Raw genomic sequence first — 18783 nt, forward strand, 5'->3', positions numbered from 1 at the left:
CGCACTGTGGCGATCGTGGCCGCGGTCGCCGGGCTGGTCGCGGTCGTCGCCGGTGTCCTGACCCCGTTTCTGCCGGTCAGCACGTCGACGGCGTCGATCACATGGCCGCAGGGCCAGGAGCTGAAGCCGGAGTCGGCATCGGTCGCCGCACCTCTGGTCGCGCAGACCGCGCGTGATCTGCAGATCACCGTCGGGTGCCCGGTGCTCGCGTCCACCCCCGGCGACGCCTCCACCAACGTCCTCTCGACGATGCCGGCGAACGCCACCAAGGCCCGTGAGAACGGTCTCTTCGTCGTGGCCGACGCCGCGAACGTCACGGTCACGGTCCGCAACAAGACCCTCGCATCGGCGCCACGCTCCGCGCTGTCCGCGTGCAGCGAGCTGCGCATCTTCTCCGACGCGACCACGACGGGCGCCCAGTTCGTCGGTCTGCCGCCGGGTGCGGCGACCGCCGGCGGCGGCGACGTCGGACTGGCCGAACCCTCGTCGAACCCGCAGATCGCCGGCGTCTTCACCGACCTCACCGCCGAGCAGGTCCGGGCGTCGGGCATCGACGTGCGGATCGAGATCGACGACCGCTTCGACTCGTCGCCCTCGGTGATCAAGTGGCTGGTCATGATCGTCGGGATCGTCGCGGCGATCGTCGCGCTGGTCGCCGTGGGCCGGCTGGACCGAATCCACGGCTATCACCGTCGAGTCGGGCGCGGGCTGAGTCTGCGTTCGGCGCTCCGCCCCACCCCCACCGACATCGGCGTCACCCTGACGCTCGTCGTGTGGCATTTCCTGGGCGCGGGCTCACCCGATGACGGCTACATCCTCAACATGGGCCGCAACGCGGCGGACGCGGGCTACCTGTCCGACTACTACCGCTTCTACGGCATTCCCGAAGCCCCGTTCGACTGGTACTACAGCTTCCTCGCCTACTGGTCGACGATCTCGACCACGGGCCTGTGGATGCGCCTGCCGTCGCTGATCGCCGGCCTCGCCGCGTGGTTCATCCTCAGCCGGGTGCTGCTGCCTCGTCTCGGTCGCGCCGTCCGGCGGTCGCAGTGGGCGATGCTGACCGGCGCCGCGGTGTTCCTGGCGTTCTGGTTGCCGATGTGTTCGGGCCTGCGCAGCGAGGGCATCATCGTGCTCGGCACGCTGCTCACCTGGTGGGCGGTGGAGGTCACGATCTCCACGCGCCGCATACTCCCCGCGGCGCTCGCCGCGCTCACCGCGCTGCTGACCCTGGCGCTGGCTCCGCACGGTCTGGTCGCGATGGCACTGTTGATCGCCAGCGCACGGCCCATGCTGCGCATCCTCGTCCGCCGACGCCGTGAGGACGGTCTGCTGCCGCTACTCGCACCAGTCCTCGGCGCCGGTGCGCTCGTCGTGATCGTCGTGTTCCGCGACCAGACCCTCGCGACGGTGTTCGAGGCGATCCGCATCCGCTATTCGGTCGGGCCGACGCTTGCCTGGTACCAGGAGCTGCTGCGTTACTACTTCCTGGCCGTCAACCACACCGACGGTGCGCTCGCACGACGCATCCCGGTGCTGCTGTTCGCCGTGTCGATGTTCCTCGTGCTGGCTATCATGTTGCGCCGCAAGCGGATCGACGGCATCGACCCGGGCGCGGTGTGGCGCGTCCTGGGTGCGTCGCTGCTGACGATCCTGCTGCTGTCGTTCACCCCGACCAAGTGGACGATCCAGTTCGGCATCTTCGCCGGTCTGGGCGCGGCACTGGCCGCCGTCGCCTGTGTCGCGATCGGCCAGGCCGCGCGTCGAACGCTGCGCAACCTGTCGATCCTGATCGCCGGACTGCTGGTGGCGTGCGCCGCCGCGGCAGCCGGCAAGAACGCGTGGCCCTGGCCGTACGACTTCGGCATCGCCTGGTTCGACAAGGCGCCGGTCGTCGCCGGCATGCAGGTCTCGACGGTGCTGCTCGCGCTGGCCGTCGTCGCGCTGGTGTTCGCGATCTGGCAGCACCTGCGCATGGACTTCGTCGACGAGACCGGTCTGGCGCACGAGAAGGGAGCCGCACCCGCGGGCTGGCGTGTCGGGGTCGCCTCGGCACCGATCGCGGCGATCGCCGTCCTCATCGTCGCCTGTGAACTCGCGGTCTTCGCCAAGGCCGCGGTCAGCCGGGCCGACACGTTCGCCGTGCTGTCGGCCAACCTGGACTCCCTGCGCGGCAACACCTGTGCGATGGCCGACGCGGTTCTCGTCGAACCCGACCCCAACAAGGGGACGCTCGCCCCGGCGTCCGGCCAGTCGGCGTCCAAGACGCTGGCGGGCGACTCGCACGGCTTCAGCCCGAACGGCGTGAAGCCCGATCTGACACCGCAGGCCGGTGCCCAGAAGCCCGGCGCGATGAACACCTCGGCGGATCTGTCCAAGACCTTCATCGTCTACGGCTCCAATCCCGGCACCGCGGGCGGCGACGGCCCGCGCGGTGTCAACGGCAGCACCGCCGCGCTCCCGTACGGCCTCGACCCCGCGACCACCCCGGTCATGGGCAGTCACGAGACCAGCGACGGACAGGCCACGCTGACCACCGGGTGGTACCGCCTGCCGGACCGCGCTGCCTCGCCGCTGATCGTCATCACCGCCGCGGGTGCCGTGTTCACCTACGACCGCGACGGCGTGCCGATCTTCGGACAGTCACTCCAGGTCGAGTTCGGTCGCGAGGTCGACGGCGAGTTCGTCCAGGTCGGCGCACCGGCGGTCCCGATCGACGCGGAACGTTCGAACCGGCCGTGGCGCAACCTCCGCATCCCGATGGACCGCGTGCCCGCCGACGCGTCCGCGATGAGGATCGTCGCCAAGGACAACAACCTCGACGCAGACCAGTGGCTGGCGATCACGCCTCCGCGTGCACCGGTCCTCGAGACCCTGCAGCAGGTGGTCGGATCGACCGATCCGGTTCTCATCGACTTCGCCGCCGGCGCCTGGTTCCCGTGTCAGCGGCCGATGACCGCCCACGAGGGTGTGTTCGACATCCCCGACTGGCGAATCCTGCCGGAGTCGTGGATTGCCAACTCGCAGTCCAAGACCTGGATGGCCACCGAGGACGGCGGCCTGCTGACGACGGTCGAGGCGCTGACCCGGCCGTCGACCGTGGCGACATATCTCGACAACGACTGGTATCGCGAGTGGGGCAACCTGCAGCGACTCAACCCGCTGGTGCCGCAGGCGCGGCCCGCGGACGTGATGACCGGTTCGTCGACCAACTGGGGTTGGTCACGACCCGGCCCGATCAGGGTGGTGCCCGAAGATGACTGACCGCGTTGACGTTCCCGTCGAGACGGCACACGACGACCCACCTGTGACCGAACGCCGGGAGAGTTTCTCCGAGCGTCACGCCGCGAAGGCCCGCATCGTCGCGATGGCGGCGGGTGCACTCGGCATCCTGCTGGCGCTGCTGAGCCCGTTCCTGCCCGTCGACTACACGAAGTCCGAGCTCGCCTGGCCGCAACAGGGTTCGGTCGCCAACGTCGCGGCACCGAGCGTGTCGTTCGTGCCGGTGTCGATGGAGGTCTCCGTCCCCTGTGCGCTGGGTGCGTCGCTCCCGCGCGACGGCGGCGTCCTGCTGTCCACGGTGCCCGAGGGGGGTGCGGAAGCCGGAAAGGTCGGCCTGTTCATCCGGGCCACCGCCGACAATCTGCAGGTCGTTCAACGAAATGTGGTCCTGCTCAACACTCCTCGTGCCGCGGCTCAGAACGCCCCCGACTGCCGCATCGTCGTCGACGCCGACACCGACGGCAGTCGCGGCTCCATCCAGGGCGTGCCCGAGGCCGAGGGCGCGATCCACGAGTTCGACCTCAAGGACCCGAACGCACGGCCCCAGATCATCGGCGTCTACTCGGGACTCCCGTCGAATGTGTCCACCGAGGGCCTGTCCTTCCGGTCGACCATCGACACCCGATTCGTCTCCACCCCCACGACTCTCAAGTTCTGGCTGCTGGTGCTGGGCGTGGCGTCGACCATCCTGTCGCTCGTCGCCCTCGCCGTCCTCGACGCCCGGGATGCGCGAGGACACCACAAGGTCTTCCCGGCCGGTTGGTGGCGGGTGCGTCCGGTCGACGGGTTCGTCACCCTCATCCTGCTGATCTGGCTGTTCGTCGGCGGTAACACCGCCGACGACGGATATCAGGTGACGGTGGGCCGGATCGCCCGCGAGGCCGGCTATCTCGACAACTACTACCGCTACTTCGGTGTGCCGCAGGATCCGTTCGGCTGGCACTACCAGTACCTGTCGGTCTGGATGGACATCAGCACCGCCACTCCGTGGCTCCGCCTGCTGCCCTTCGGATTCGCCATGGCGTCGTGGTGGCTGATCTCCCGTGCCGCGATCCCCCGGCTGGGACGTGCGGTCCGCGAATCAACACCCGCGATCTGGGCAGCCGCGCTGGTCTTCCTCGCCGTGTGGATGCCCTACAACAACGGCCTGCGCGTCGAACCGCTGATCGCGCTCGGCACTCTCTTCACGTGGGTCTGCGTCGAACGCGCCATCGCCACCGGCCGGTTCTTCCCGCTGACCGTCGCCATCATCTCGGCGGCGTTCACGCTGACGATCCATCCCACCGGCGTCATCGCGGCGATCGCACTCGTCGCCGGTATCCGCCCGCTGCTCAAGCGGTTCGTGGTGCGCCGCAAGCGCGACGGCGTCCTGCCCCTGCTGCTCCCGATCCTGGCCGCCGGTCTGGCAGTGATGTTCGAGATCTTCGCCGACCAGCCGCTCGCACCGATCCTGGAAGCGGTGTCGGTCAACGGCCAGGTCGGTCCCACCAACAAGTGGTGGGAAGAGCCGATGCGCTACTACATGCTGATGAACCCGACCGCCGACGGCGGCATCGCGCGGCGATTCGGCGTCCTGATCGTGTTCACCTGCTTCATCCTCGTGGTGATCATGCTGCTCAACCGCCGACGGCTGCCCGGGATCGCCACCGCGCCCACCTGGCGCCTGCTCGCAATGGTGGCCGGGTCGGCGGTCCTGATGGCGTTCCTGCCGACCAAGTGGACCCACCAGATGGGTGTGTATGCGGCAATCGGCGGTGCGCTGGCCGCGGTGGCCACCGCCTGCGCGGACCGGACGATCATGCGGCGCCGCCGCAACCGCACGCTGTTCGCCGCCGCCTGCGCCTACGTCCTCGCGCTGGCGTTCTCCGGACGCAACCAGTGGTGGTACGTCGGCAGCTACGGAATCCCTTGGCGCGACGCGGTTCCCGACGTCAAGGGAATCCCGCTGTGGACCGGCATCCTCGCCGTTGCCGTCGCATTGACGCTGCTGGGCCTGTGGCAGCACTTCCGCGACGACTACGTCGACGAGACCGTCCGCGCGGGTGCGTCGACGTCGCTGTTCGCGCGCCTGCGCAGCCCGTCGATCATCGTCGTGTCGACCATCATGCTGGGCTTCACCCTGGTCTCGTTCGCGAAAGCCGACTGGACGCAGCGCAATTCATGGTCGTGGCTCAGTTCCAACGTGAACGCCCTGAAGGGTGAGCCGTGTGCGCTCGCCGACGCCGTGCTGGTGGAGGGCGATCCGACCGCCGGGCTACTGGCTCCGGCACGCGTTGCCGGACAGAACAACCCGTCGCCCGGTTCCGCACTCACGGGCGCCGGCGCGGTGGGCTTCGATCCCAACGGCGTCGCCTCGGACCTCTCCGAGGACACCGAGGCAGAGTCCGACGACTCCGCCGGCACGTCGACCGCCGAAGTCGATCGCACACAGTCCGATCCGACCGAGGACAGCAGCAGCAGCTCCGACGACACCACGGCGTCGAGCGACACCAGTGGCGGACGCACCGCTCAGGCGGGCGTCAACGGTTCGACGGTGAAGCTGCCGTTCGGACTGTCACCGGCCAAGACCCCGGTGCTGGGTACCTACAACTCCCCCACCGGAACCGGCAGCCTCACCTCCGAGTGGTATCAGCTGCCCGGGAAGCGTTCCGACGACCAGCCGCTGATCACCATGTCCGTCGCGGGTTACGTCGAGTACATCGACGACCTCGCGGTGGTCCGGCCGGGCCAGAAGGTCAGGCTGCAGTTCGGCCGCGTCGCGCCGGACGGCACGGTCGCCCCCGCCGGCCAGATGGTCCCGCTGGACATCGGCGGCGCTCCCGAGTGGCGCAACCTGCGCTTCCCGCTGGACCAGGCACCTCCGGGCGCCACGGTCGTCCGGGTACTCGCCGAGGACACCTCGCCGCTGCGCGATCAGTGGCTCGCGGTGACGCCGCCGCGGGTCTCGTCGATGGAAACGCTCGATTCGCTCGTGGGCAGCGAGGAGCCGGTCCTCATCGACTGGGAGGCCGGGCTCGCGTTCCCGTGCCAGCGGCCGGCTCAGGTCAAGCACGGCGTCCTCGAGACACCGGCCTGGCGGATCTCCCCGGACCGTGAGGGCGAGCGGGTGAACTCGCAGCGCTGGATGTCCGGCGACGCCGGTGGTCCGCTGGGCATCATCGAGAACGAGATGCGCGGTCGCGTCTACCCGTCGTATCTGCGCAACGACTGGGCGAAGGACTGGGGCTCGCTCCAGGCCCTCACCCCGATCCTGCCGCAGACCGACGCCGAGCTGACCCTGTCCACCGAGACCCACAACGGGCTCTGGACGCCGGGCCCGATGCGGGCGATCGGCAACTAGGGGTCCGTAGATCCACCACAAATGGGCAAACCCAGCACCCCGAGAGGTGCTGGGTTTGCCGAAAAGGGGTGGGCCTGCGCTAGATCGGCATCAGTAAGTGCTTGCGCGGGGTCTTGAGGACCTGCTTGTCGCGCAACTGCGCCAACGCCTTCCGGAGTTGCAGCCGGGTCTCGGCGGGCTCGATGACCGCGTCGACGTAGCCGCGTTCGGCCGCGAGGTAGGGCGTGGCCATCATCGTGTTGTAGAAGTCGATGAACTCGCGGCGGACCTTGTCGGCCTCCGCGGCCGAGAGTCCCTCGGTCTGACGACGGGTCAGCACCGCGGCCGCCGATTCGGCGCCCATGACGGCGATCTTGGCGGTCGGCCACGCGAAGTTGATGTCGGCACCGAGGTGCTTGGAGCCCATCACCGCGTAGGCGCCGCCGTAGGCCTTGCGCAGCACGACGGTGACCTTGGGTACGTCGGCCTCCACGTAGGCGTAGAGGAAGCGTCCGGACCGCCGGATGGTGCCCTTCTGCTCCTCGGCCAGGCCGGGGAGGATGCCCGGGGTGTCCACCAGGAAGACCAGCGGGATGTTGTAGGCGTTGCAGATCCGGACGAAACGCGTTGCCTTCTCCGACGAATCGGTGTCCAGCACACCGGACATGACGCTCGGCTGGTTGGCCACGATGCCCACCGAGCGGCCGTCGACGCGCGCGTACCCGGTGATGATGTTGGGCGCGAACAGTTCTCCCACCTCGTGGAAGGCACCGTCGTCGAACAGCCGGATGATGATGTCCTTCATGTCATAACCGGCGTTGTCGTTGTCCGGCATGAAGTCGTTGAGCGACAGGTCCGACTCGGTGATCTCCGGCTCGAGGCCCGGATTGATCACCGGCGGTTCCTCATACGCGCTCGACGGCATGTACTGCAGGTACTCGCGGACCCACTCGAAGGCGCCCTTCTCGTCGGGCGCGATGTGGTGGATGTTGCCCCAGCGGGCCTGGTTGTGCGCGCTGCCCAGGTCCTCGGCGGAGATCTCCTCGCCGTTGACCTGCTTGAGCACATCAGGGCCGGTGACGAACATGTACGACTTGTCCTCGACGGCGACGAGGATGTCGGTGTTGGCGGGGGTGTACACGGCACCGCCCGCACACTTGCCGAGGATGACCGAGATCTGCGGGGCGAGACCGGAGAGCAGGTCGTTGCGGCGACCCATCTCGGCGTACCAGGCGAGCGAGGTGACCGCGTCCTGGATACGGGCGCCGGCCGAGTCGTTGATGCCGACCATCGGGCAGCCGATCTTGCCCGCCCACTCCATCAGCGAGGCCACCTTGCGGCCGAAAATCTCGCCGACGGTGCCGCCGAAGACGTTCTGGTCGTGCGAGAACGCAGCGACGGGGCGACCGTGAACGAGGCCGTGGCCGGTGACCACACCGTCGCCGTAGCCGCTCTCCGCGGCACCCGGCATCTTGGCGAGCGCGCCGATCTCGACGAACGTCCCCGGGTCGAACAGCATCGCCAGACGTTCGCGTGGGGAGCAGATCCCCTTCGCGGCACGCTTGGCGAGTGCCTTCTCCCCTCCCGGTTCGCGAGCAGCCTTCAGTTTCTGCCGGAGGTCGGCGAGCTTGCCTGCGGTGGTGTCAGTCACGGTCCTTCACTTTCTACGCGACCACGATGTCTCGTTGAAACTACTTCTTACCAAGCTCGCCGAGACGCGTGGCCAGATCTGCGCCGATCTTGGCGATGTAGGGCTCGTCGACGATCGACAGGTGGTCGCCGCCGATGTGGATGATCTCCAGGTCGTCGACGACCTCACCCCACCGGCCGTCCTCGTCGATCTCGGCCCACTGCGGTTCCAGCTCGATCGCACCCGCATGCATCTTGTCCGCGCGGTACAGCACGACCTTGCCGTCGTAGGGTTCCGGCGCGATGTTGCTGAGCACCCGGTTCTCGATGAACGAGGTCCGCTGGTGTTCGATGATGCCGCCGGGGATCTTGGTGCCCGACATCGACATCATCTCCATGATGATCGCGAACTGCCCCTCGTCGTCGGCCTCGACGAGCCGCTCCATCGGGATCGGCACATCCGGGTCGAGGTCGTAGTTGCGGATCGCGAAGTCCTTCCACCGTTCCAGGCGGGCCCGCTTGGTCTCCGGCGTCTCGGTCATGTCCTCACGCGGACGCACGACGTCGATGAGACCGACGAAGGCCACGTCCTCACCGGCTTCCCGGAGAACCTGGGCGACGCCGTAGGCGAGGGCACCGCCGAACGACCAGCCCACGAGCACGTACGGGCCGTGCGGCTGGAGTTCACGCAGACGCGGGATGTACTCGCGCACACGGTCTTCGATGGTTCCCTCGACACCGCGGTCGAAACCGATGACCGGCTGGTCGTCGGGCAGGCGCTTGAGCAGTGCCTCGTAGGCCGAGGTGTTGCCGCCCGCGGGGTGGAAGAGCAGGATCGGGGTCGGGTCGCCCGCGGACGGGTCGTAGACCTTCTTGCCCTCGGGAACCAGACGCAGGTAGCGCAGGAATCCGTCGGTCGACGCCCCGGCATCGAGGTGATCGCGAACGTAGTTCGACATCTCCTCGATGGTCTCCGAGTCGAGGATGTCCTCGACGTCGATGTCGCCACCGGTCCGCTCGTTGAGACGATCGGTCAGCTGCTGGGCCAGTTCCTCCGACAGCACCGGCAGCTTGTTGAAGATGCCGCCGGCGGACTTCTTGGTCACGACCGCGTAGGTGCCGAACGTCAGCCGCTCGGCCGCATCGCGCGGCGGGACATCCGAACCGGCGGCCTCCGCGACCGCCTTCTGCGAGGTGATGTCGGTGGGCGCCTTCACCGGTTCGGGATTGGTGCCGGGTGAGGTCGCGACCGCGACCTCCACGTCCGCGACGTCCTCGGCGACCTCTTGCTTCGGTTCCGGGGACTCCTCGGTGGCCGGCACGGGGGCCTCGTCCTTGGCGTTCTGCTCGTCGATGTAGGCGTTGAGCGCTGCGGTGTCGAGTTCACCTCCGCCGGAAGCGTTCTCGGCGAGGTCGTCGAGCTGGTCGCGATGGGTGACCGCGAACTCGACGAACTTCTGGACATCGGCCAGGTTCGCCTGGCGCATCGCCTGCAGCTGCAGCTGCGGGATGTCGAACTCGTACTCGACGCGGTTCTTGATCCGCACGGCCATCAGCGAATCGAGGCCCAGCTCGATCAGCGGGATCTCGCGCGGCAGGTCCTCGGGGTCGTAACCCATCGACTCGCCGACGATGATCGCGAGGCGATCCCCCACGCTCTCACCGGAATCCGGATTCCACCTGTTGCCGATGTCATCGACGACCTCGTCCTCGACGACCACCTTGTCGTCGGCGAAGACGGCCGGACCGGACTCCGTGGACGCCGCCGGCGCGGTGGACACCGAACCCGCGGCCTCGTCGAGGTCGCCGGTCACGACGGCTTCGAAGAGCAGACGGAAGTTCTTGTCCGCCTTGACGTGCACGCTCACCGACGCGCCGCCCGGATGCGGGCTCAGCGTGGTGGTGACGGTGCCGGTCGTGGGCATCTCGCCGTGCGAGACCGCCGCACCGACGGAGGCGTTGGTCAGCACCTGAGCGGCGGCGGCGTGCACCAGCGCACGCAGGTCGGTGACGGCTGCGGCGTTGACCTCCCACGCGTGGCGTCCGTCGGGCAGCGCGACATGCGAACCCGGGACGGAGCCGGCCGAGCCGCCCGAGGAGATCTGCGCCTTGAGCCAGAACTCCTTGCGCTCGAAGCGGGTTCGCGGGACCGCCGCATAGTCGCCGGTGCCGAACAGCGACGCGACGTCGACCGGGTGGCCGTGCACGTACAGCTTCATCAGCGCGTTGACCAGGCCGAAGCTCTCGTCCTCCTTGCGACGCAGCGTCTCGATGAGCTCGGCGTCGTGCAGGCCGGCCGAGAAGGTCACGGCCGCAACGGAGATCAGGACCGCCGGATTCGGCGACAGCTCCAGGAAGGTGCGGTGACCGTTCTCCACGGCCTTCGAGATGGCCTGACTGAACCACACGCTGTGGCGCAGACCCTTGAGGAAGTAGTCGATGGTGTGGACCGGCCCGTGTCCCGCACGGTAGAACACCTCGCGGTCGACCGAGCTGTAGAAACCGGTGGTGAGGCGCTGCGGCTCGATACCGGTGAGCTCGTAGGCGAGCTCGCCCAGGATCGGGTCCATCTGCGAGGTGTGGCTCGCGCCCTTCGTGGCCAGCTTGCGCCCGAGCTTGCCTTCGCCCTCGGCGCGTTCGACGATCGCGTCGACCTGCGCCTCCGGGCCGCCGATGACGGTGTGCGTCGGTGCCGCGTAGACACAGATCTCGAGGTCGGGGTAGTCGACGAGGACGTCGTTGATGTCCTCGGCGCTGTACTCGACCAGCGCCATCAGGCGGATGTCGTCGCCTTGCAGCATCGACTCGCCCTCGCCCATCAGGCGCGAACGCTGGCAGATGACGCGGGTCGCGTCCTCCAGCGACAGTCCGCCGCTGATGTAGGAGGCCGACGCCTCACCCATCGAATGCGGCACCAGCACACCGGGTTCCGCACCATGGTGGCGGAGAGTGTCGGCCAGCGCGACCTGGATGGTGTAGATGCCGACCTGGCTGGTCTCGATGCCGTAGGTCTGCTCGTCGTCGAGGAACATCTCGGCGATCGAGTAACCCAGTTCGTTCTGGATGTACCCGTCGACGCGGTCGACGTACTTCGCGAAGACCGGGTTCTCGGTGTAGAGCTGCTTGGCCATCTTGCGGTGCTGTGACCCGAAACCCGACAGCAGCCAGACCGCCGAGGCGGCGTCCGGCGAATCCGCCGAGTACACGAGGGGATTGCCCTTGCCGTCGGCGATCGCCCGGACACCGGTGATGGCATCCTCGTGCGAGCGGGCCATCACGACGGACCGAGAGCGGCCGTGGTTGCGGTGTGCGAGGGCACGACCGATGTCGGCGAGCGGGGTCGCCCGCCCCTCGTCGGACTCGAGCCACTCGAGCAGGTCGGCCGCGGTCTTGCGACGCCGCGACGGGAGGAAGCCGGAGATCACCAGCGGCACAACCGAACCCTCGACCGCGCACGGTGCGAAACCCTCGGCCGGATCGACGGCGGTCTCCTCGACCGCCGGCTCGGTGTTCGACGCCTGAGCGGCGAGGATGGCCCGTTCCGCCTCGGTCAGGTACTCGTCCTCGGTTTCGACAGGCTCAACCAGCGGAGAAGACGGCTCAACCAGCGAAGAGTTCCCGGGCAACGATTCGGTGGCCGGGAGTTCGGAAGCCGAGGCATCGACCGGAGCCGCCTCCGGCTGCAGGTCGCTCGGCAGCACCTCGCGGACGACGACGTGCGCGTTGGTGCCGCCGAAGCCGAAGCCGGAGACGCCGGCGACGGCGTGGCCCGAGTAGCGGGGCCACTCGGTGGACTCCGGGATCACCTTGAGGTTGTTGGCGTCGAACTGGATGTACGGGTTGGGGCCGCTGTAGTTGCGCGAACCCGGAATGACCCCGTGCTTCAGCGCGAGCACGACCTTGGCGATCGCGCCGGCCCCGGCCGCCGACTCCATGTGGCCGTAGTTGGTCTTGACCGAACCGAGGAGCATCGGCTTGTCGGCGGCGCGGCCGCGTCCGACGACGCGCCCGAGAGCGTCCGCCTCGATCGGGTCACCCAGAATGGTGCCGGTGCCGTGGGCCTCGACATAGTCCACCGAGCGCGGATCGATCGACGCGTCGGTGTAGGCCGAGCGCAGCACCTCGACCTGGGCCTCGGGATTCGGGGCCGGCAGACCGTTCGATCGACCGTCGGAGTTGACGGCCGAACCGGCGATGACCGCGAGGGCCTCGTCGCCGTCGCGGCGGGCGTCGGCCATCCGCTTGAGCACGACGAGACCGCCGCCCTCGGCGCGGATCATGCCGTCGGCGTCGGCGGAGAAGGCCTTGATGTGGCCGTCCTTGGCCTGCGCGCCGATCCGGTCGAAACCGAGGGTCGCAGCAGGCGTGATCAGCATGTTCACGCCACCGGCGAGGGCGACGTCGGACTCGCCGGTACGCAGGCTGCGGACCGCCTGGTGGATCGCCACGAGCGACGACGAACACGCGGTGTCGATCGCGATCGACGGTCCACGGAAGTCGTAGAAGTAGGAGACGCGGTTGGCGACGATGGCCGTGGAGGTACCGGTCAGCGCGTAGGCCGCGGTGTCCTCGGCGCCCTCACCGAGGCCGAGGGTCGCCAGCAGCTGATAGTCGTTGGTCGACGTACCGATGAACACTCCCACCGGCGCACCCTTGAGGTCGCTCGGCGGGATGTGCGCGTGCTCGAGCGCCTCCCAGGTGAGTTCCAGGGCGAGCCGCTGCTGCGGGTCGACCATCTCGACCTCACGCGGACTCATCTGGAAGAAGTCGGCGTCGAACGACCGCACGTCGTCGAGGTAGCCGCCCTTGATGTTCGACGACTCCAGGATCTCGGCGAAACGCGGATCGGAGGTGAACTCGGTCCAGCGGCCCTCCGGCAGGTCGGAGATGCCGTCGACGCCACCGATGAGCGCCTCCCAGGTCGACTCCGGGGTGGTGCCGGACTTGGGGAAACGGGTCGACAAGCCGACGACCGCGATGTCGTCGTCCGCGCTGCGATCACGCCGCCAGAACGTGTCGGCGGTGTCGTCGAGGCCCTCGTCGGGATCGCCCTCGATGATGCGCTGGGCCAGGGATGCGATCGTCGGATGGTTGTAGACCACCGTCGCGGTCAGGATGACCCCGGTCTTGTCCTCGACGTCGGCGGCGAGCGCCACCGCATCGCGAGAGGACAGTCCCAGCTCTTCCATCGGCCGGTCGACGTCGATCTGGCCGACCGGCACACCGGTCGACTGCGACACCCAGTCGCGCAGCCAGTCACGCAGTTCATCGACGGTGAGGTCACCGGCGGTCTCTCCGGGGGTGGCCTGACCGGTCGAGGGTGCAGTGCTCGCGTCGGCGGTCGCTCCGTCTACCGAACCGGGGGTTTCGAGGGACGAATCGTCGGGCAGATCGGTGCTGCGCGACTCGTCGGTGTTCAGTTCAGACATCGTTTCCAGACTACTGCTCTCGTCGGCACCCGAAACCGGGTGCCGGGTGACTGTTGTGGACGATCACCGACACCGCGGCCGTGAACGGGTGCCCGGCGCGCTATTCCGCCGCGTCCGGGAACGCCGTCTGCTTGTAGCCGCCGCGCAGGCTGCCGTCGATGTAGGCGGCGCGGGTGGCCCGGCGGGCGATCTTGCCCGACGAGGTGCGCGGGATCGAGCCGGCGGGAACCAGCAGGACGTCGCGCGCCATGACGCCGTGACGCTGCGCAATGGCGGCACGCACGGTGTCGGCGACCTCCTGCGGATCGGCCTTGCGACCCGGGCCGCGCTCGGCGACGATGACCAGCTGCTCGGAGGCGTCGTCGGGGTCGGGGGTGTGGCCGCTGCCGGCGAACTCGAAGACCACGGCGGGCAGCTGGTTCGCCGGTACCGAGAAGGCGGCGACGAAGCCCGGACGCAGCGCGGTGCTGGCTTCCTGGGCGCTGTACTCGAGGTCCTGCGGGTAGTGGTTGCGTCCGTCGACGATGACCAGGTCCTTGACGCGGCCGGTGATGTAGAGCTCGCCGTCGAGCCAGACACCGTAGTCGCCGGTCCGCATCCACAGGGCGTCGGCCGGGGCACCCTCGGCATGGCTGTTCTCCGCCAGCGGCGAGACGAGCTTGTTGTGGAAGGTCTCCTCGGTCTCCTTCGGCTTGTTCCAGTAGCCGGCACCGATGTTGAGCCCGTGCAGCCAGATCTCGCCGACGTGTCCGTCGGGCTGCTCCGTCGCCGTCTCCGGGTCGACGATGGTGGCCCATTGGCTCACCGCGACCTGACCGCACGACACCTGGGCGACCGCGTTCGGCGCACCCTCGTCGACGACGGTGAGCTTGCCCGCGTTGAGATCGTCACGGTCGACGTAGATGACCTTCGCCTCGTTGTCGCGCTGGGTCGCGGAGACGAAGAGGGTGGCCTCGGCCATGCCGTAGCAGGGTTTGATGGCGGTCTTCGGCAGGCCGTGGGGCGCGAAGGCCTCGTTGAACTTCTTCATCGAGCTGACCGTGACCGGCTCCGAGCCGTTGATCAGGCCGATGACGTTCGACAGGTCGAGGGTCTCGCCCTCCTTGGGCAGACCGCGCGCGGCGGCGTGCTCGAAGGCGAAGTTCGGGGCCGCGGCGTAGGTCTCCGCGCCGTCGGCGGCCGCGGCGAGTTCCTTGATCCAGCGGCCGGGCCGGCGGACGAACGCCTGCGGGCTCATGATCGTGATGTAGCGGCCGCCGAGCGCGGGCAGGATCACGGTCAGCAGACCCATGTCGTGGAACATCGGCAGCCAGGTGACGCCACGCGCGTTGCGGTCGATCTGGATGGTGTCGGAGATCTGCAGGACGTTCGCGGCGACCGCCTGGTAGGTGATCTCCACGCCTGCGGGGACGCGGGTCGAACCGGACGTGTACTGCAGGTACGCGACGGTGTCCTTGTTGTGGTCCTGGCCCGCGACCGGGGCGACCCAGCTCGACCCCACCGAGTCGGGCACCGCGTCGACGGCGATGACGCGCGGGCGCTCCTTGGCCGGCAGCGGCGCGAAGAAGTCGCGGACCGCCTCGGCGGACTTGGTGGAGGTGAGGATCGCGGTCGGCTTGCAGTCGTCGAGGACGGCGTGCAGACGATCGGTGTGGCCGGGCTCGTCGGGCGAGAACAGCGGCACCGCGACGGTGCTGGCGTACAGCGCGGAGAAGAAGCCGATCACGTACTCGAGCGACTGGGGCGCGAGGATCGCGACACGATCGCCGGGCTTCGTCACCTGCTGCAGGCGTGCGGCGACAGCGCGCAGGCGCTTGCCGAACTGCGCCCAGGTCAGGTCCTGGGCTTCACCGTCACGCTCACGGCTGTAGTCGATGAACCGGTAGGCCAGCGTATCGGCCTGCTCGCGTACGTTCTGCTCGACGTAGTCGACAAGCGTCGCTTCCTCGGTGAACGAGATGTTGCCCGTTTCGTCGAGAAAGTCTTCGAGTTCAGTCTTCAGCATTCATTACTCCTGTGGCCCCCTCGTGGACTCCCCCCACGCGAGTGCAGTTCCCCGGTGACGTCCTTCGGCGACAACACCCGGCGTTTCTGCCATCCACGTCCTGTGCCGACCGCGGGATACGGTAGCGCACGTCCAGTTACCCAACGAAAAAATTGTGATCGTCATGCTCAGCTTTGAAAAAGCGTACGTCGGCTCGGTGACGCACACCCGCGGGTTGACGACCCACCACCTCGCGGTTCACCGGCGAGACAGACGGTCATCCTACTCCCCCTTCAACTGGGCCAGAACGGGCGCAAAGGCGTCCATCTGGGTCGGGAAGACCCCGACGTAGGACATGGTCGTGCGGCGGCGGACCTCACGGATCTGATCCGCGATCTCCTCGAAACTGCCGATCGCGATGTACGGCGAGGACAGCACGTCGTCGACGGTGAACTCGGTGTCGTGCGCGATGTTCGGCGGATAGCCCTGCTCCAGGGCCTTCAGCGCCATCTCGGCGGTTGCCACGCGATCGTCGGTGATCACGGTGACGGCGATGGTCCAGTTCAGCTCGATGTCGTCGAAACGGTCACCCGCGGCCTGGCGGATGCGGTCGACGCGCTCGGCCGTCTTCTCGATGGTCATGTCCGACAACTTCATCTTGCCGTCGGGCGTGGTGCCCGGGGCGACGGAGATGATGTCGGCGTGCTTGGCGGCGAGCGCCAGCATCTTGGGTCCGCCACCGCCGACCGCGATCGGCGGCCGCGGTCCCTGACGGGGTCGCGGGCTGCCCTCGAGGCCCTTGATCTTGTAGAACTCGCCGTCGAAGTCGACGGTCTCGCCGCGCATCAGCCCGTCGAGGATGACGAGTGCCTCGCCGAGCCGACGGATACGGACACCCGGGGACTCGAACTCGATCCCCGCCTTGTCGAATTCTTCCTTCATCCAGCCTGCGCCGATGCCGAGTTCGAGTCGCCCCTTGCTCAGCACGTCGATCGTGGTGGCCTCCTTGGCCAGCAACGCCGGGTGACGCCAGCCGTTGACCAGCACCGAGGTCGCCAGGCGGATGGTGCTGGTGGCCTGAGTCAGCGCACCGAGCGCGGCCAGCGGACCGACCTGGTTGCCCAGGTGATCCGGCACCGCGAACGTGTCGTAGCCGTATTCCTCGGCGGTCTGGGCCAGCTTGACGAACTTGCGGGCACCACCCTCGTCCTTGTTGCCCTCACCACCCGCACCGAATCGGAATGGACGCAGACCGGAGGAGCTGCCACCCGCATCGTTCGGGGGTTGCGTCATCGCTGTCCTCTCCTCGTGTTCCGGCCGTCGAGGGACGCCGTGTGGCATCTCCTGTGTCGATCGCCCGGACGAACGCCGGGCCAGCCCAACACGTTAATGCAGCGTGACGGCCCCGCAAAACGAATCGGTGGTGTTGACAGCAGGGTTACAGCAAGTTGACGGACTGCGGGACACCGAGGGGTCAGCTGTGCTTGGGACGCGGGGCGTCGTCGATGAGGCCCTTGGCCCACGAGTACATCCACTGCGTCGCGGTCTGACCGTCGTTCTCCCAGTGCCGTGGCGTGGCGTACATGGCGTGGATCGGGTTGCTCGCGGCGTTCGCCAACTTCGACACGGCGGCGAGCGGATTGAGGACCGTCGGCGAATCGCAGATGAGATCGCCTGGCGCACATATGGACTCCACACGGTCCTCGAGATCGCCGAATCCCCCGTCGCGCGGACCGGTCATCGTGATGCCCGGGACGATGTTGCCCATGCCGCCGAGCGCGATCTCGGCACCGACACCGTCGGGGCTGGGATCCACGTCGTTCTGCTTGCCGGGCTGGCGACGCCCGTCGGCGATGAGTCCGACCCCGAGAACGAGATCCTGGTCACCGTCGGCGAGCACACCCCGGCCGTTGCCGATGTTGCTGGCGAGATCGCCCGCGATCACCGCCCCCTGACTGAACCCCATCAGCACGTAGTTCGTGAGCGGGCAGCGTTTGTTGGTGTTGATGATCTTGCCGGCCGCACGCTTGTAGCCCTGGGTGCGCGAGACGTTGTAATCGGCCTGACGGTCGGCGAGATTCGTCGGATTCCGGAACTGCGCGGTGTACGGCACCGTGTAGATCTCGGTCCGCGACGAATCGAACTGCTCGGACAGCCCCCGTGAGATTCGCAACATCAGCGAATTCGGATTGGCCGTCGGCGTGTACGGGTCGTCGCCGGCGCTCGACTCCCAGGTTCCGGGGATCACCACCGTCAGCACGTCGGGACAGTCCGCGGGCTGCGCCTCGGGACGTTCCTTCGTCGGAGTCGACGGCTTCCCGGGACCGATCGGCGGCGTCGGTCCGGGCTTCAGCCAGACCAGGACGAGCAGGACGATGAGCACGATCGCGATGACCGCGAGCGCGAGCAGCAACAGGGAGAACTTACCCAACCGCCGGGCGGGGCTCTGCCGAGCGCGGCCCGCGGTGCGTTTGGCCATCACGTCAGCAGTAGTGCTGTTCTGCCGCGCGGATCACCTTGTCCGCCTTGACGTTCGCCTCTTCGACGGTCTTGGTGCCCGGCCCGACCGAGGCGGTGACGAAAGCCTTCACCATGCCCGGATCGGTGCCCTTCTGCCGGGCGCCGCAGACGTACTTCGCCATGGTGAGCGCGACGGAGTTGTCGTTGTCCCCCATGAAGGTCACGTTCGCCGCCTTGAGCGCACCGAGGTAGGCACGCGCCTTGTCGTCGAGCGGCGCTCCGCTGGGACCGGGGAAGCTGTCCGGGACCTTGGTGCTCGGGTTGGGTCCGGTCTCGGGCAGCTTCGAGGTGCCCGACGGCGCGTCTGACACGGCCTTGCTGGGCGACTCGGCCGATGCCGAACCCGGCGCACTCGCGGACGATCCCGCGGCCGAGTACAGCGACGTGGTGGTGACCGGGTTGTTGGTGATCGGTGCACTGGCCGTCGAGTCGTCCGAACAGGCCGAGACCGAGCCGAGAGCGAGAGCGAGGCCCGTCACGGCCAGCACCAGCCGAGCACACTTCGTTGTCATCGCCACTTCCTGTCGAACCTTCTATCCAGCCGGACGCGACGCAGTCGGACACTGCATCGCACGCCCCGTCAGGCTACCGTCCCCGCACACCCCGACGATCCCGCTCAC

Annotated in this window: 8 protein-coding genes; 2 read left to right on the top strand and 6 right to left on the bottom strand. The window is 68.1% G+C overall.

Features of this window, described 5'->3' with window-relative positions:
• The first annotated feature begins 6 nt into the window (after positions 1-6).
• Complete coding sequence (locus tag IHQ52_RS03225) at positions 7-3264, top strand: arabinosyltransferase domain-containing protein (RefSeq protein WP_238064265.1); 3258 nt, start codon at positions 7-9, stop codon at positions 3262-3264.
• Entirely contained in the window at positions 3257-6622 is a 3366-nt protein-coding gene (locus IHQ52_RS03230; protein ID WP_238064096.1) for an arabinosyltransferase domain-containing protein, read from the top strand. Before IHQ52_RS03225 ends, IHQ52_RS03230 begins: the two co-directional genes overlap by 8 nt.
• Positions 6623-6701: 79 nt before the next feature.
• On the opposite strand, the gene IHQ52_RS03235 is transcribed toward IHQ52_RS03230, so the two are convergent.
• From IHQ52_RS03235 to IHQ52_RS03260, 6 genes are all read right to left on the bottom strand, one after another.
• A complete protein-coding gene (locus IHQ52_RS03235; RefSeq protein ID WP_006438287.1) occupies positions 6702-8252 on the bottom strand; it encodes an acyl-CoA carboxylase subunit beta in 1551 nt (516 codons plus the stop codon).
• Between the two features lie 40 nt (positions 8253-8292).
• A complete protein-coding gene (pks13, locus tag IHQ52_RS03240; RefSeq protein ID WP_096272752.1) occupies positions 8293-13659 on the bottom strand; it encodes a polyketide synthase Pks13 in 5367 nt (1788 codons plus the stop codon).
• Between the two features lie 100 nt (positions 13660-13759).
• Complete coding sequence (fadD32, locus tag IHQ52_RS03245) at positions 13760-15664, bottom strand: long-chain-fatty-acid--AMP ligase FadD32 (RefSeq protein WP_238064097.1); 1905 nt, start codon at positions 15662-15664, stop codon at positions 13760-13762.
• Positions 15665-15925: 261 nt separating this feature from the next.
• Positions 15926-16936, bottom strand: coding sequence for an LLM class F420-dependent oxidoreductase (locus tag IHQ52_RS03250; RefSeq protein ID WP_238064098.1), 1011 nt, complete (start codon positions 16934-16936; stop codon positions 15926-15928).
• 181 nt (positions 16937-17117) lie between these two features.
• Positions 17118-18125 carry a cutinase family protein gene (locus IHQ52_RS03255; protein ID WP_394854765.1) on the bottom strand — a complete coding sequence of 336 codons (1008 nt, stop codon included), beginning with the start codon at positions 18123-18125 and terminating at the stop codon, positions 17118-17120.
• A gap of 1 nt (position 18126) precedes the next feature.
• Positions 18127-18675 (bottom strand): DUF732 domain-containing protein, encoded by a 549-nt coding sequence (locus IHQ52_RS03260; protein WP_024498798.1) that lies wholly within the window; start codon positions 18673-18675, stop codon positions 18127-18129.
• Positions 18676-18783: the final 108 nt, after the last annotated feature.

The organism is Gordonia amicalis, assembly GCF_022059885.1.
In the GTDB taxonomy this organism is placed as follows: Bacteria; Actinomycetota; Actinomycetes; order Mycobacteriales; family Mycobacteriaceae; genus Gordonia; species Gordonia amicalis.